Raw genomic sequence first — 13,319 nt, 5'->3', positions numbered from 1 at the left:
GCCTTGAGGGGCGGTCACACCCAATCAGTGTAGGTCCCTGAATATCGGTAAAAGGCAATATGACATGACAGAGGCCTCCGACAGAGCAGCGTCGAAAGAAGATCTGGTCCTAAGCCTGCGCGGCATTTCGAAGCATTTTGGCGCCGTATCGGCCCTGACTGACATCGACCTCGATGTGCGTGCCGGCGAGGTCGTGGCGCTTGTTGGCGACAACGGCGCCGGAAAATCTACCCTCGTCAAGATTTTGGCGGGTGTCTTCCAGCCGAGCACCGGAACAATCTCGTTCCAGGGCCAGCCCGTCAACCTCGCTGGTCCGAGGGCGTCCCTAGCACTAGGCATCGCCACGGTCTTTCAAGACCTCGCGCTTTGCGAGAACCTCGACGTTGTTGCCAATATATTCTTAGGCAAGGAGTTACGCCCGCTGCACCTCGACGAGGTTGCTATGGAGGTCAGGGCCTGGACGCTTCTGCGGGAGCTGTCGGCGCGGATCCCGAGCGTTCGTGAACCTGTCGCATCGCTTTCGGGGGGGCAACGTCAGACCGTTGCAATCGCTCGGTCGCTGTTGCTTGAGCCCAAATTGATCTTGCTCGATGAGCCGACCGCAGCCCTCGGTGTGGCTCAGACGGCAGAGGTGCTGAATCTGATTGAACGCGTCCGCGACCGCGGCCTCGGGGTCGTGATGATCAGCCACAACATGGAAGATGTTCGCGCCGTCGCCGACCGAATCGTGGTCCTTCGCTTGGGTCGAAACAACGGCATCTTCTATCCTGATTCCTCGAATCAAGACCTAATAAGCGCGATTACCGGCGCTTCGGACAACTCAGTATCGCGCCGATCAGAACGGCGCCAAGCCGAGCAGGATCTCGCGGGAGCCCAGCGATGAATGGAGATGTCAAGAGGGTTGATCCCGCCGTCCCGCTGCTCGACAGAAGCGATGTCCGGGTCAAACATGAGGCGGGCGTCGGCGGAGCCATTCGGGCGTTCTTCAACCGGGTACGTTCGGGTGACCTAGGTTCACTGCCCGTCATCGTGGGGTTGGCGATTATCTGGACTGTGTTCCAGAGCCTAAATCCGATTTTCTTGTCGAGTAACAACCTCGTAAATTTGATTTACGACTCTTCGACAGTCGGCGTTATCTCGCTGGGAATTGTGTGTATCCTGATGGTGGGAGAGATCGACCTTTCGGTAGGATCCGTCAGTGGCTTCGCCTCCGCGATGGTTGGAGTTCTCTGGGTCAACCAGGGATGGCCAGTCGGGCTTGCTATACTGGCCGCGATGGCTGCTGGCGCTTGCGTCGGATTTTTATACGCGGTGCTATTTAACAAATTTGGGATGCCCAGCTTTGTCTCGACCCTGTCTGGATTGCTCGCGATTCTCGGATTGCAGCTCTACATTCTGGGCAATACGGGATCGATCAACCTTCCATACGGCTCGCCGGTCGTCACGTTCGGCCAATCCCTGTTCATGCCGCATGTCGTCGCCTACGGGATCGCAGCGCTGCCGGGCGTGTCTACGCTTGTGGCAGGCTTGCGCACAGCCGACCGAAGGCGTGCGGCAGGGTTGTCGGCGCAGTCAGTCGGCGGCGTTCTGGTTCGGGCAATCTCGATCACGGTCGTGGTCGAGATAATCGTTGCCTATCTTAACCAGGATCGCGGGATTCCTTGGATGTTTGGCCTCTTCGTGGCCCTTGTGGTCGCCACGAACTATGCTCTTACGCAGACCAAGTGGGGTCGGTCGATCACGGCGGTCGGCGGCAATCGTGAGGCTGCCCGCCGCTCGGGCATCAACGTCCGCCGCATTTATACCAGCGCCTTTATGCTTTGCTCGACCTTAGCCGCCATCGGGGGGTTCCTGTCATCCGCCCGCTTGGCCTCTGCCAGCCAGCAAGCCGGGACGGGAGATGTCAACCTCGACGCAATCGCGGCAGCTGTGATCGGCGGCACGAGCCTGTTCGGAGGCCGAGGCAGCGCCTATGCGGCGCTCGTAGGCATCATCGTGATCCAGTCGATCGCGAGCGGCCTGACGCTGCTCGATCTGTCGTCCTCGCTCCGCTACATGATCACCGGTGGCGTCTTGGCGATTGCCGTGATTGTCGACTCGTTGGCACGGCGGTCGCGAGTGTCACACGGGCGGGCCTAATCAATGGGCCACCGGGCTGAAGCATGCCAAAACGCCTGTTTGGTTCTCTCGGGCGCACGGCGCAGTCGCGCATGGGTAGTGCTTGCTGTGAGCGACGGCCTCGCTAGCAAGTGAGCGAAGAAAGAGGATGCTTCAATGAGTCAAGAACTGTCTGGGAAGGTTGCAGCAATCACCGGTGCCGCATCCGGGATTGGCTTGGAATGCGCGCGAACCTTCCTCACGGCGGGTGCCCGGGTCGTGCTCATAGACTATGCGGAAGACAGGCTTAAGGAAATCTGCGCCGAACTCGGGGCGAACGCTATCCCGGTGGTGGTAAACCTGACTGATCCCAAAAGCGTCTCGGGGATGATGCCCGAGATTCTACAAAAGGCTGGCAAGCTAGATATCTTCCATGCAAACGCGGGATCCTACGTTGGCGGCGAGGTCATCAACGGCGATCCCGATGCGTGGGACCGCATGCTGAATCTCAACATCAATGCGGTATTCCGTGGCATCCATTCGGTCCTGCCGCATATGGTGGAGCGCAAGAGCGGCGACATCATCGTGACTAGCTCGGTCGCGGGCTTTACGCCGGTGGTTTGGGAGCCGATCTACACCGCGTCCAAGCATGCCATCCAAGCGTTCGTCCACACGCTTCGGCGTCAAGTCAGCAAGCATGGGATCCGCGTGGGTGAGGTCGCACCGGGCCCTGTTGTAACAGCCCTCCTTAAGGATTGGCCCAAGGCAAAGCTCGACGATGCTTTGGCCGCGGGGAGCCTTATGGAGCCTACGGAGGTGGCGGCGGCAGTTCTTTTCATGCTGACGCGGCCGCGCAACGTCGTAATTCGAGACATCGTGATCCTGCCCCAAGGGCTCGATCTATAAGGTGCCCGCCACAGCCAACGATGTTGGGGGCTTGCATAGCCGTTGCTGCAAATTAGGTCACGCAAGTTCGGCACCGACGATGCGCTTGTGCGAGAATATGTGGTCCAGTCCGCGAAACTTGATCGGAAAAAGGTGAGGTGAGCAGGTGATCGAAGCGGTTATCGGAGTCGACATCGGCACCCAAAGCACGAAGGCCGTGCTGGTCCAGCGCGATGGTACTATCGTCGCACAAGCTTCCCGCGCCTACGCGCCCGATACTCCGAGACCCAACTGTGCCGAACAGCACCCAGATGTATGGGTCAATGCGGTCGAGACTTGCGTCGCCGAGGTGGCAAGGGCTGTCTCTTCAATCGAGATCAAGGCCATTTGCGTCTCTAGCCTCTACGGTGGTTCCGGCATCCCGGTCGATGATCTCATGCAGCCGCTGCATCCATGCATTATTTGGATGGATCGCCGTGCCGAGAATTAGGTGGGCTGGGTAGCGGCCGAAATCGGCGCTGACGCCCGACAAGCTGGACACGTGCCGATCCCGCCCTTCTTCCGAGCCGCCGCTAAGCCGGCGACCGTGCGCTCCTTGATCAGTTCGCGTTCCATTTCGGCTACCGAAGCGAGGATATGGAACAGGAGCCGGCCTGAGGCCGTGGACGTGTAGAACCCATCCGTCAGCGATCGGAAGTCGACCTTCCGCGCCTAGAGGTCGGCCGCCAGGGAGATGAGGCCCTGGATCGATCGGCCGAGCCGGTCGAGCTTCCAGACTACAATGCAGTCGCCAGCTCGCGCGAAGTGCAGGGCTTCCGTCAGTCCCGGCCGATCGACCTTCGCGCCGCTCGCTTTGTCGGTGAACAGCTTTTTGCACCCCGCTTTGGTCAGAGCGTCAGTTTGCAGCGCCAAATCCTGGTCGGCCGTCGAGACACGCGCGTAGCCGATCAACATCTTTCCCGATTTCGCATCGATTTCGTCGATTTCGGGAATCTTAAATCGGGAACAGATTTTGGGAAAGCGGAACCTGCTGTCGGCGGACCAGCTCGACTGGTGTCGGCTTTCCCGTTCTACGTTCCCTATCGGGAACGACGGCGGTGTCTCAAGCCAGGAGCCAGATCAGTGCTGCGAGATTGAGAAGCGCCGTCGCGGCCGGACCGAAAGTCCTGAGGCGATCACTGATCGTGATGCCGACTGCGGCGTCGCACGCTTGGACGATAATCATGCACCAAGCCACAGCCTCCAGCCACGCCGTTGCACCAACTGCGAAGGCCGCGACACTCACAATGACAAGGGCGAGGCTCCGGGCCGACGCGTAGAGCGCCAGTGTGCGTGCCTCTCCCGAGATGGAGCGAAGAGCGACGATTGAAAAGCTGAGGCTCACAATGGCGCTGATCGCAGTCACCATCGCGCAAAATATGAAAGGCAAGGTCATGATGCGGTCTGTAAATCCTGGCATGCGTGTTGAACACACCATGCGTGGACCCTAACAGCAATCCTGTCACGCCTGTGCACGCTCCGACAGTCTGCTTGAACCATAAACGTAGAAACCACTAGGACGCCCGATCGATCAACATACACGGTTCGCTCGGGCATCTCATCAGGTTTTGCCCGCGCCAAAATTAGCCGAATAGCGGCCGGTGGCGTCTGCCGGTCGCTATCATCGCCACCCGACTACTCCCAAAATTCAATCCCTTCGGGAAAGCTCCGGCCTTATCGACCGGCATTCCCATTCAAGAAGGTGTTGGCGCTCCCGATGCCGTTCGTTTGCAGGAAGCTTACGATGGCTTCATGGCCGCTATGTCGGTTACACGCACCGAGTCTTCGGCTTGTGGCGCGGCCGCGATCATGGCGTCGATCAAGGCTTCAAATTCGGCCTGTCCTGTTGCCAGCAGTTCGCGGAACACCCGGACGCGCGACATCGACCAGAGCACGGCCGCGAACATCGATGCCGGCGCACGATCAATCAGCGCCTTGGTCCGGGGATAGACAGGGTAGCCGAGAGCCTTGATGAGCCCGAAGCTCGCGTGAACACCGCACGCCAAGGCGAGCACCTCCTTCCACGACGCGCCGCCACCGCGCCTCACACCGGTCACGGAAACGCTCTCACACGCGACGCACAGTGGGACGTGGCACCGGAGCCACGAGGGCATGTCGCGCTCGACCGTGGCGGGCAGCCCCGATGCCTTGAACAGGTCGGCCCAGCGCTCTTCGTCCATGAGAGTCTTCTGTCCCCCTGCGCCAACAGTGGCCTTGAAGCGGCCATCTCCGTCCAGCGTGGCCTGGACGAAGTCCATGCCGAAGGCGCAGCGCTCGGGACCGACAGCTTCGCGCAGGCGCTCCGGATGCAAGGTGTTGAACATGAACTGGATGCACTTGGCCGCGCTGCGCCGCAAGGCCGGGAGTACCGCATCGACCTGATGCGCCAGGAGCGTGACGATGACGAGGTCGAACGGCGCCTGTTCGTCGAGCACGTCCGCCACGTGCACGCTCGCCTGTGTTCCTTTCACGTCGACGATGGCCCCGTCGCGCCGGAGCTGTTCCAGGCGATTAGAATCAGGCCGCGCGACGACAGTGACGTCGTGGCCGCCGATGCGGGCGAGCTGAAAGGCGAACTTGCTCCCGATGTTGCCAACACCGACGATGGCTATGCGACGAGGTGTTGCGGGTGCAGCGATCGACATGACCAACACCTTGAACCGGTGACGGGCGGAATGAAACCGTACATCTACGCCGCCCAATCAAAAAGGGCGGCTTGGCTCGCTTCCCAATACACCATCCTTGTGGGAGCGCTCCGCCCTTCGTTTGCGGGAAAGTTTGCGCCAACCTCAACGAGACGGCTTTTCAGCTTCAACCTTCAACGCGATCAGCCATCTTTCAAGGTGTTTGCCGAGGCTAGCGTTTCCATAAAGAAGCTTAATCAACGGGCCACTCGATGACTCGGTAAATATAACCTTCGTCCCTCCTCCTGCCACGGTCTTCACATCCCAGCGGGTGATGCCGGTATAGCCGGCCATAGTGCCATAAAGCATTGCAAGTTCGCCTTGTTTGACATTGGCGATCCGTAGCCGGTGCTTGAAGATGTCGCCGTAGGTGAGCGCTGTTCCGCTTGCGAAAGCTCCCGCAAGCTGGGCGTTCTTCAAATAGCCGTACCATCGTGGCCAGTCGGCTACGTCGGTCAGCAACCGCCAAACTGCATCAGCCGATGTCCCGATGATGATCGAGCGCGATGCCTGGACCGGCGCATCGGGGATCATCCGTTCCGCCTCAGCCTGCCGCCTGAGTGCAACATTCACTTTAGATATCTCCGTGTCAGGTTGACAGCGTCAACCTAGACATTAGGTTGACGCTGTCAACCAAGGATATTGATTATGGGAACCGTACTCATCACCGGCGGCCACAAGGGCATAGGCCTGGAGGCAACCAGGAAGATTCTAGAACAGGGCGGGTTTGACCTCATCATGGCAGGTCGGAACCGGGCGGAGGTGGATGCCGTCGCGCGTGACCTCGCCTCGCGATACCGCACGCGGATCGAGACCGTCGCGATCGATATAGCCTCGCTGGCTTCGGTTCGTGAGGCGGCGTTGGCGGTTCGGACCATGACCCGCGAAGGTGTCGTCGCGCCGTTGCAGGTGCTGATGCTGAACGCCGGTGCCCAGTTCATGGGCGCCCCCCAATACACCGGCGATGGGCTTGAGAAGACCTTCGCGACCAACTGCCTGGGTCATTTCCTGCTGCTCAACCTGCTGCTGGACGATGTGCAGGACCGAGGGCGCGTCGTCTTCACCGCCAGCGGCACGCACGATCCGGATACGATGGACGGCAGGATGGTCGGCAAGGCAGCGGAGCCCGATGCGACCCGGCTGGCTACCGATGGCAAGGACGGCAAGGCGCTTCAGTGGGGTGTCCGCTATTCTACCTCGAAACTCTGTACCATCCTCTACGCCTACGAACTCGACAGGCGTTTGAGAGCACGGGGATCGTCGGTTCAGTCGATCGCGCTCGATCCGGGACTAATCGTGGAAACGGGCCTGAGCCGGTCGGCCCCGATGATCGCGCAGCGGCTCACGCGAACGAGCTTCGCCAAATGGCTGTTCAGGATGCTTGGCGTCACCATGGGAAGCCTACCCTTCTCGGGCGACGCGCTCGCCCGTGTGGCAACCGATCCGGCGTTCGCGGATGCATCGGGCAAGTATATCCAGTCGAACAACGGTCGGTTGATCGAGGCGCGATCGTCCGCCATGTCGTATGACGTTGGCCGCGCGCGCAAGCTGTGGGCGGACTCGGATCGGCTCGTCGGGCTGAACGCGCAATAGCCAGAAGGTAGTCGGGTGAGCACACGGGAGAAGCTGGTTACGGAGGCGGCGCTTCTCCTCGATGCCGGAGGCGATGCGGCCGTCACCCTGCGGGCGGTAGCGCAAGCGGTCGGTGTCTCGCACAACGCGCCCTACAAGCATTTCAAGGATCGCAGCGCCCTTCTTGCTGCAATCGCCGAACGTGACTTCGGGACGCTGACGACAGCCTTCGATCAGGCTCGCTCCAGCGAAGGACAGGCCATCGAGCGGCTGAAGCAGGCACTGGCCGCGTTCGTCCTTTATGGGCGTGACTATCCCGCGCGTTACCGCCTGCTGTTCAGCAATCCCGAAATCGGCGCGACCGGAGGAACGCTTGAGGCGGCGGCGCTTATGACGTTCATGGCGTTTGCGAGGCTTGTTGAGGACGCCCAGACCGCGCGCGCCTTGCCCGCAATTTCCACACGCGAACTTGCCGGCTTGATCTATGCCACCGCGCACGGCCTGATCGATTTGCAGGCCGGTGGCCGCATGCGCGAGCAGAAAGGGCTGACTGCAGTGGAACAGAGCGTGGGCCTGCTCCTGACGCTCTTGCGGCAAGAGCGGTAACGCGATCACCTCCTGCCGGAAAACGGATACTCGGGCGCTTTCCCAAATCTCGATCCTTTTGGGAACGCTCTGGGGTTCCCGACCGTCCTTCGTTTGCGGGAAGATGAATGAACGTCATTGATACTCGACCGATCGACCATGCAATTAGGATGGCAAGCTGAAGCCGCATCAGCCCACCCGCGTTCGATCGACATGGAGGCCAAAGCCGGAGGCGCCGGGATCGCCGAGTTCGGGGCGCAACTCCAGGCTGGGAACCTGATAGTCGCCGCCGTTCTGCATTCTGTATGGGATGGGCGCGGTGGTTTCGATGCTGAGCATCCGCTCCCTGAGTTGATCCGCCACCTTCTGGAACCCGGCCTCGTCTAGCCGGTCCACCCGATAGGCGACAAAGGGCGGCAGGACGGTGTAGCCGGGGTAGTAGAGGATGCCGTGGTTGATCGGGAACAGAATATCCTCGATCGGGCCGTTGACGCCGCGCGGGGCGTAGTGCGTCGCCCACCCGCCGACCGTGACGATCAGCATCGCGCGCTTGCCAGCCAGCGTGCCTTCACCGAAGCGGTCGCCCCAATGCGTGTCGCTCCGCTCGCCAACCCCATAGGCGAAGCCGAAGGCGTAGACGCGATCCACCCAGCCCTTGAGGATGGCCGGCATCGAATACCACCACAACGGAAACTGGAGAATCAGCGTGTCGGCCCAGAGCAGCTTCTCCTGCTCGGCCTTCACGTCCTTCGTCAGTGATCCGGCGACGAAGGCCTGGCCCGACGCGCCAGCCACCCGTAGCCGCTCGTCTTCCGCCATCTCCGGGAAGTCCGCGCGGTCGACGCTCGCCTTCCATCCCTCGGCGTAGAGGTCGCTGACGCGGACCTCGTGCCCCTGCGCTTGCAACTCGGCCACAGCGACGTCGCGCAGGGCACCGTTCAGGGAATGGCGTTCCGGGTGGGCGAAGACGAGAAGAACCTTCATGATGCGTTGTTCCTGCTGGGATGCGGGGGTCAGAACTCGAGGACGATCTTGCCGAAGTGGCCACCGCTCTCCTGGAGCCGGAAGGCGTCCGCGATGGCGGCGAGCGGTAAGGAGCGGTCGATCACCGGATGGCCGTGGACGGCATTGATGCCGCGGATCAGGTCCATCTGATGACGGCGGCTGCCGACAATCAGCCCCTGGAGGCGCTGCTGCCGGGCCATCAGCATGGCCGTCGGCACGGCTCCTGTCCTCCCGGTCAGCACGCCGATCAGAGAGATATGGCCGCCCACGCGCGCGGCCTTGATCGACTGCGCCAGAGTGCCCGGACCGCCCACCTCCACCACGTGATCCACACCGGTCCCGCCCGTGATCTCCCGCACCCGGTCGCCCCAGTCCTCGTCCCGGCAGTAGTTGATGGCGTGCGCGGCACCCATCGCGCGAAGCCGTTCCAGCTTCTCGTCGGAGGAGGAGGTCGCGATCACCGTGGCCCCCATGGCCCGGGCGATCTGGAACGCGAAGATCGAAACCCCGCCCGTGCCGAGCACCAGCACGCTGTCGCCGACCTTGAGGCCGCCATTGACTACCAGGGCCCGCCAGGCCGTCACCCCGGCCGTGGTCAGGGTCGCCGCCGCGGCGTGGCTCCAGCCGGCCGGGGCGTGCGTGAAAGAGGTCGCCGGCGCGACCACCACCTCCCGGGCGAAGCCGTCGATGCCGTCGCCCGGTGTGGTGGCGAAGTCGGCGAGGGTGGCTTCGCCGTCCAGCCAGGTTGGGAAGAAGGTCGACACGACATGGTCGCCAGGCCTGAACTCAGTGACGTCCGAGCCGACCGCCTCGACTACCCCGGCACCGTCGGCCATGGGGATGCGGCCATCGGCGGCCGGCAGCCGTCCCGTCACCACGCCCATGTCGTGGAAGTTCAGGGAGGTGGCATGCACCCGCACGCGGATAGCGTTCGGTCCGGGATCGCCGGGGTCGGGAAGGTCCACCAGCGTCAGGCCGTCGAGCCCTTGCTGAGGATGAGCCTGGATAGCCTTCATGCGGGTGCTCCTCGGCTGGTTGCGGCCGCCGAGAGCGCCAGCTGCTCCGCCTGGACACCCGACTGTTCAGCCAAGCCCGGCATGGCCTTCGTCGAAGGCGTGCTCAGCCCGAGGCGCTCGGCGCCGGCCCGTTCCCAGGCGATCAGGTCCGAAGGCTTTCCGCTTTGCAGCTCCTCCGCGATCATCAGCCCGCTGATCGCCAATCCGGCCACAAGGCTTCCCGCCAACGCGCCCGACGTCCAACCCGCACGCTCATCCACGCGGAAGACCCTCCTCACGCCCGGGAACCGAGACGTCGTAGGCGTTGAGCAGCATCGAGATCAGGCCGTAGCCGGCCACCAGGTAGACCAGCTCGGCCGTTTGGTCTTCGCCAAACACCTTCAGGGCACGTTGGTAGGTGGATTCTGGAAGCTGCTTGCCGGCGGTCAGGGCCGCGGCTACGTCGTAGGCAGCCTGCTCCTCCTCGGTCAGATCGGCGGGGCGCTGGCCGGCTGCGACTGCGGCGATCTTGGCGTCGCTCAGGCCCGCCTGCCCGGCCACGCGCTCGTGGGCGTAGAGCTCATAGCGCGAGTCGAACGCCGCCCCCGTGACCAGGATGGCCAGCTCGTGCGCCGGCTTGGGCAGTTTGGAGTTCTCGATCAGCGCCTTGGTGTAGGCCCACGCCGACCCCCCGAACTGCGGGAAGCGCAGCATGGGCGCGAAGGGGCCGACGAGGGCGTCGTCCTCGCGCTTGGAGACGAAACCCTTCAGATGCTCGGCGATCTCCGCCATGTCGTCATGCAGAGCCCGCACATCCGGCGGCATCTGGTCGGGGGGAAAGGGCGGTGCGCGCATGATTCTCTCCTGGTCAGGCGGGGATCTGTTCGATGGCGGAGGGCTCCTGCGCCGCCACGCCGTTCTTGCGATGGTGGAAGGCGCTGAGCGCTGCGTAGACCTGCAGACGCGCCCGCATGATCGAGCCGAGCGCCTTATGCGCTGCGAGGCTGGCGTTCGGCCCGGGATCGCCGGGATCAGGAAGGTCCACGAGAGTCAGGCCATCAAGCCCTTGCTGCGGACGAGTCTGGATCGCCTTCATGCGGGTGCTCCTCGGCTGCGCGAGGGCAGCCATTGCAGGATGGTTGCGGCCGCCGAGACGACCAGGACGGCGCCGAGATAGGCCTGGGTGGTACTCGGGAAGCCGGTGAGCTGAACGGCGAAGCCAGCAGCGATGGGTGGGAGACTCAAGGAGAGGTATGTGACCAGGAAGATCGCTGCGAAGAGTTCGGCACGCTCATGTAGCGGGGTGAGCGGCACCAGCGACTGGATGAGGCCGCTGAACGAGGCCCCCAGCCCGGCACCCGCGACCGCGCTGCCGACGAAGAACAGCGTCAGTGCGCCTGTGCCGATCGACACCAGAAGCAGGCCGACCCCGGCCGTCACCGCCGCCATGCCCAATGCGGCCATACGTCCAGGCGGCTGCCCACGCAGGAGGAGCGAGGATGCGGCACCGGCTCCGCAGAGCACGGCGACGGTGGCACCGTTCAGCAACCCGCTGCTGACCCCGAAGACGTCGCGCAGCAGCGATGGCCCAAGCGCGATGACGAAGCCGCACAGCGCCCAGATTGACAGGAGCAGAGGCAAACCGCGCTTGAAGCTGCTGCGCGCGGCTCGGGCGACATGCACGCTCGGCACCATCGACCGGAGCAGGCCGGGTACCGGGCTCGCCGTCTCGGGGATCAGGAGCACCGACAGTGCGGCCAAGCAGAACAGCCCACCCAGAACGCCGAAAGCCCAGACTTCCGCCTGGTTCGTCACCCCGAGCAGGGCGCCGGTGACGAGGGCACCCGTCGCGAGCCCGGCGAGGGGCGAGACGCTGGTCAGCAAGCTGCCGAGCGCTTTTCGAGCCGGAGGCGCCGCTTCGATCACCGCAGCGGATAGCGCGCCGTTGACCACGCCCATGGACAGCCCCTGGACAATACGAGCTGTCAGCAATCCGCCGATACCGTTTGCCGTGAGGAAGAGGGCCATGGATGCGACTTGGATGATCAGCGCCGCGACGATCACCGGCTTGCGGCCCAGATGATCGGATAGCGAGCCGGCCACGAGCAGCGTGACCAGCAGCACCAGCGAGTAGATGCTGAACGCGAGCGTCAGCATGCCCGGGGAGAACCCCCACCGTCCCTGGAACACCACGAACAAGGGGGAGGGCACACTCGCCGATACGAAGAACAGGAACAGGGTGATCGCGAGTAGCGGGAAGGCAATCGATGCGCGGGGCGGTGATGTCAGGATGGGGTCGGCCAAGCTGGTATCCGTTTCGTCGATTGCGCTTCACGGGCTTCCGCTCGCTCCTCAGCCATATGGCGCAGGCGATCCAGGCATTGAAATCGAACCTTTTACATGCTGTTATCGACTGCGTGGATACCAAGCACCTCGATCTAGGGCTGCTCGTCACGCTCGAAGCCTTGCTAGCTGAGCGGAACGTCACGCGCGCCGCGCGCCGCCTGAACCTCAGTCAGCCTGCGTTGTCGGCACGGCTGGCGCGGCTTCGAGAGGCATTCAGTGATGCGCTATTGGTCCCGGCCCAGCGCGGGATGGTGCTTACCCAACGTGCACTCGAGCTGCAGCAGCCCTTGCACGAGGCATTGGAACGTGTGCGTCGCGTCGTCGAAGACGGAGCGCCCCCTGATCCGGCGACCATGGAGGCGACGCTGGTGATCGCGGCGAGCGACTACGTCCAGTATGCGCTTCTGGCGCGCTTCTCGGTCGCACTACGGGCCGAGGCGCCCATGATCCGCATCGCCTGGCGCGCGCTCGACGTGATGGCGCTGCCCACGCAGTTGGAGCGTGGTGAGGTGGACCTGGCCTTAACGGCGCCCGAACATGCGCCAGCCGCAATGCGTCAGCGCCAGCTCTACGAAGAGGATTACGCGGTCATCGCGCGACAGGGGCATCCCTCTGTGCAGAGTGGTCTTGATCTGGACGTGTTCTGCGCGTTGGACCACGTCATCGTATCGCCTCAGGGCGGTGGCTTTGCTGGACCTACCGACGCGGCGCTGGAGGCAATCGGCCGCCGTCGTACCGTGGCCTTATCGACGCCAAGCTTCCTGATCGTGCCAGAGATCATATCCCGGTCCGACATGATCGCACTCGTCCCGCGCCGGATTGCCAAGGGCTGGTCGGATCGGGTGCAGGTGATGGAACCGCCGCTTGCTATACCCGGGTTCTTTATTGCCAGTATCTGGCACGACCGTACGACCAACCATCCAGCACAAGGCTGGCTGCGTGACCGGCTCGCTGGACTGGCATGATGTTCCCCCCCAACACATCACTGGTCCAAGCCCACTTTCCCAAAACTCGATCGTTTGCAGGAACACCTGTGGGAAGCTTGGCTCGGATATTCTGTTGACGGTCCCGTTCGTCTGACGGACAGGCGTCGTAGCATCCCGCCCTTTGT

The 13,319-nt window shown here is 62.9% G+C and carries 16 protein-coding genes and 1 pseudogene; 7 read left to right on the top strand and 10 right to left on the bottom strand.

The features are described 5' to 3' along the window. Positions 1-64 precede the first annotated feature (64 nt). The 4 genes from LGH83_RS08795 (at position 65) to LGH83_RS08780 (ending at position 3,472) form a co-directional block, all read left to right on the top strand. Positions 65-883, top strand: coding sequence for an ATP-binding cassette domain-containing protein (locus tag LGH83_RS08795; protein ID WP_227401458.1), 819 nt, complete (start codon positions 65-67; stop codon positions 881-883). Continuing rightward, entirely contained in the window at positions 880-2,139 is a 1,260-nt protein-coding gene (locus LGH83_RS08790; RefSeq protein ID WP_227401457.1) for a sugar ABC transporter permease, read from the top strand. Before LGH83_RS08795 ends, LGH83_RS08790 begins: the two co-directional genes overlap by 4 nt. Positions 2,140-2,274: 135 nt before the next feature. Continuing rightward, complete coding sequence (locus tag LGH83_RS08785) at positions 2,275-3,003, top strand: SDR family oxidoreductase (protein WP_227401456.1); 729 nt, start codon at positions 2,275-2,277, stop codon at positions 3,001-3,003. Positions 3,004-3,148: 145 nt separating this feature from the next. Next, complete coding sequence (locus LGH83_RS08780) at positions 3,149-3,472, top strand: FGGY family carbohydrate kinase (RefSeq protein WP_227401455.1); 324 nt, start codon at positions 3,149-3,151, stop codon at positions 3,470-3,472. Between the two features lie 53 nt (positions 3,473-3,525). Here LGH83_RS08780 and LGH83_RS08775 read toward each other — a convergent pair. The 4 genes and pseudogenes from LGH83_RS08775 to LGH83_RS08760 all read right to left on the bottom strand — a co-directional run. Further along, a pseudogene (locus LGH83_RS08775) lies at positions 3,526-3,936 on the bottom strand (recombinase family protein); the annotation flags it as partial. A gap of 148 nt (positions 3,937-4,084) precedes the next feature. Then, positions 4,085-4,417: a hypothetical protein gene (locus LGH83_RS08770; protein ID WP_227401454.1), complete on the bottom strand. Its 333-nt coding sequence runs from the start codon at positions 4,415-4,417 to the stop codon at positions 4,085-4,087. Between the two features lie 343 nt (positions 4,418-4,760). Beyond that, complete coding sequence (locus LGH83_RS08765; protein ID WP_227401453.1) at positions 4,761-5,666, bottom strand: ketopantoate reductase family protein; 906 nt, start codon at positions 5,664-5,666, stop codon at positions 4,761-4,763. A gap of 144 nt (positions 5,667-5,810) precedes the next feature. Further along, positions 5,811-6,278: an SRPBCC family protein gene (locus LGH83_RS08760; protein WP_227401452.1), complete on the bottom strand. Its 468-nt coding sequence runs from the start codon at positions 6,276-6,278 to the stop codon at positions 5,811-5,813. A gap of 75 nt (positions 6,279-6,353) precedes the next feature. On the opposite strand from LGH83_RS08760, the gene LGH83_RS08755 reads away from it, so the two are divergent. Both LGH83_RS08755 and LGH83_RS08750 read left to right on the top strand, forming a co-directional pair. Continuing rightward, positions 6,354-7,298 (top strand): SDR family NAD(P)-dependent oxidoreductase, encoded by a 945-nt coding sequence (locus LGH83_RS08755; protein ID WP_227401451.1) that lies wholly within the window; start codon positions 6,354-6,356, stop codon positions 7,296-7,298. A 15-nt stretch (positions 7,299-7,313) separates the two neighbouring features. Then, on the top strand, positions 7,314-7,883 hold the full coding sequence (locus tag LGH83_RS08750; RefSeq protein WP_227401450.1) for a TetR/AcrR family transcriptional regulator: 570 nt from the start codon (positions 7,314-7,316) through the stop codon (positions 7,881-7,883). 168 nt (positions 7,884-8,051) lie between these two features. Here the strand turns inward: LGH83_RS08750 and LGH83_RS08745 are convergent, their stop codons facing one another. From LGH83_RS08745 to LGH83_RS08720, 6 genes are read right to left on the bottom strand one after another with little or no spacing between them, the layout of a single operon-like run. Beyond that, positions 8,052-8,846, bottom strand: a complete 795-nt coding sequence (locus LGH83_RS08745; RefSeq protein WP_227401449.1) for an NAD(P)H-dependent oxidoreductase — start codon at positions 8,844-8,846, stop codon at positions 8,052-8,054. 29 nt (positions 8,847-8,875) lie between these two features. After that, positions 8,876-9,883 (bottom strand): zinc-dependent alcohol dehydrogenase family protein, encoded by a 1,008-nt coding sequence (locus LGH83_RS08740; RefSeq protein WP_227401448.1) that lies wholly within the window; start codon positions 9,881-9,883, stop codon positions 8,876-8,878. Beyond that, positions 9,880-10,143 carry a hypothetical protein gene (locus tag LGH83_RS08735; RefSeq protein WP_227401447.1) on the bottom strand — a complete coding sequence of 88 codons (264 nt, stop codon included), beginning with the start codon at positions 10,141-10,143 and terminating at the stop codon, positions 9,880-9,882. The genes LGH83_RS08740 and LGH83_RS08735 overlap by 4 nt, the downstream gene beginning before the upstream one ends. Next, positions 10,136-10,717: a carboxymuconolactone decarboxylase family protein gene (locus tag LGH83_RS08730; protein ID WP_227401446.1), complete on the bottom strand. Its 582-nt coding sequence runs from the start codon at positions 10,715-10,717 to the stop codon at positions 10,136-10,138. Before LGH83_RS08730 ends, LGH83_RS08735 begins: the two co-directional genes overlap by 8 nt. A gap of 13 nt (positions 10,718-10,730) precedes the next feature. After that, on the bottom strand, positions 10,731-10,958 hold the full coding sequence (locus LGH83_RS08725; RefSeq protein ID WP_227401445.1) for a hypothetical protein: 228 nt from the start codon (positions 10,956-10,958) through the stop codon (positions 10,731-10,733). Next, a complete protein-coding gene (locus LGH83_RS08720) occupies positions 10,955-12,166 on the bottom strand; it encodes an MFS transporter (RefSeq protein ID WP_227401444.1) in 1,212 nt (403 codons plus the stop codon). The genes LGH83_RS08725 and LGH83_RS08720 overlap by 4 nt, the downstream gene beginning before the upstream one ends. Positions 12,167-12,222: 56 nt before the next feature. Between LGH83_RS08720 and LGH83_RS08715 the strand changes: the two genes are divergently transcribed. Continuing rightward, a complete protein-coding gene (locus LGH83_RS08715) occupies positions 12,223-13,173 on the top strand; it encodes a LysR family transcriptional regulator (RefSeq protein WP_227401443.1) in 951 nt (316 codons plus the stop codon). Positions 13,174-13,319: the final 146 nt, after the last annotated feature.

Origin of the sequence: Lichenihabitans sp. PAMC28606, from assembly GCF_020616535.1 — a bacterium.
Taxonomy (GTDB): Bacteria; Pseudomonadota; Alphaproteobacteria; order Rhizobiales; family Beijerinckiaceae; genus Lichenihabitans; species Lichenihabitans psoromatis.
The sequence above is the reverse complement of the archived record's forward strand: the minus strand, read 5'-3'. Positions and strand labels throughout refer to the sequence as shown.

Coding starts and splice junctions, on each gene's coding strand:
- LGH83_RS08795 (WP_227401458.1), top strand. CDS start 65: ATGACAGAGGCCTCCGACAGAGCAGCGTCGAAAGAAGATCTGGTCCTA.
- LGH83_RS08790 (WP_227401457.1), top strand. CDS start 880: ATGAATGGAGATGTCAAGAGGGTTGATCCCGCCGTCCCGCTGCTCGAC.
- LGH83_RS08785 (WP_227401456.1), top strand. CDS start 2,275: ATGAGTCAAGAACTGTCTGGGAAGGTTGCAGCAATCACCGGTGCCGCA.
- LGH83_RS08770 (WP_227401454.1), bottom strand. CDS start 4,417: ATGACCTTGCCTTTCATATTTTGCGCGATGGTGACTGCGATCAGCGCC.
- LGH83_RS08765 (WP_227401453.1), bottom strand. CDS start 5,666: ATGTCGATCGCTGCACCCGCAACACCTCGTCGCATAGCCATCGTCGGT.
- LGH83_RS08755 (WP_227401451.1), top strand. CDS start 6,354: ATGGGAACCGTACTCATCACCGGCGGCCACAAGGGCATAGGCCTGGAG.
- LGH83_RS08745 (WP_227401449.1), bottom strand. CDS start 8,846: ATGAAGGTTCTTCTCGTCTTCGCCCACCCGGAACGCCATTCCCTGAAC.
- LGH83_RS08740 (WP_227401448.1), bottom strand. CDS start 9,883: ATGAAGGCTATCCAGGCTCATCCTCAGCAAGGGCTCGACGGCCTGACG.
- LGH83_RS08730 (WP_227401446.1), bottom strand. CDS start 10,717: ATGCGCGCACCGCCCTTTCCCCCCGACCAGATGCCGCCGGATGTGCGG.
- LGH83_RS08725 (WP_227401445.1), bottom strand. CDS start 10,958: ATGAAGGCGATCCAGACTCGTCCGCAGCAAGGGCTTGATGGCCTGACT.
- LGH83_RS08715 (WP_227401443.1), top strand. CDS start 12,223: ATGGCGCAGGCGATCCAGGCATTGAAATCGAACCTTTTACATGCTGTT.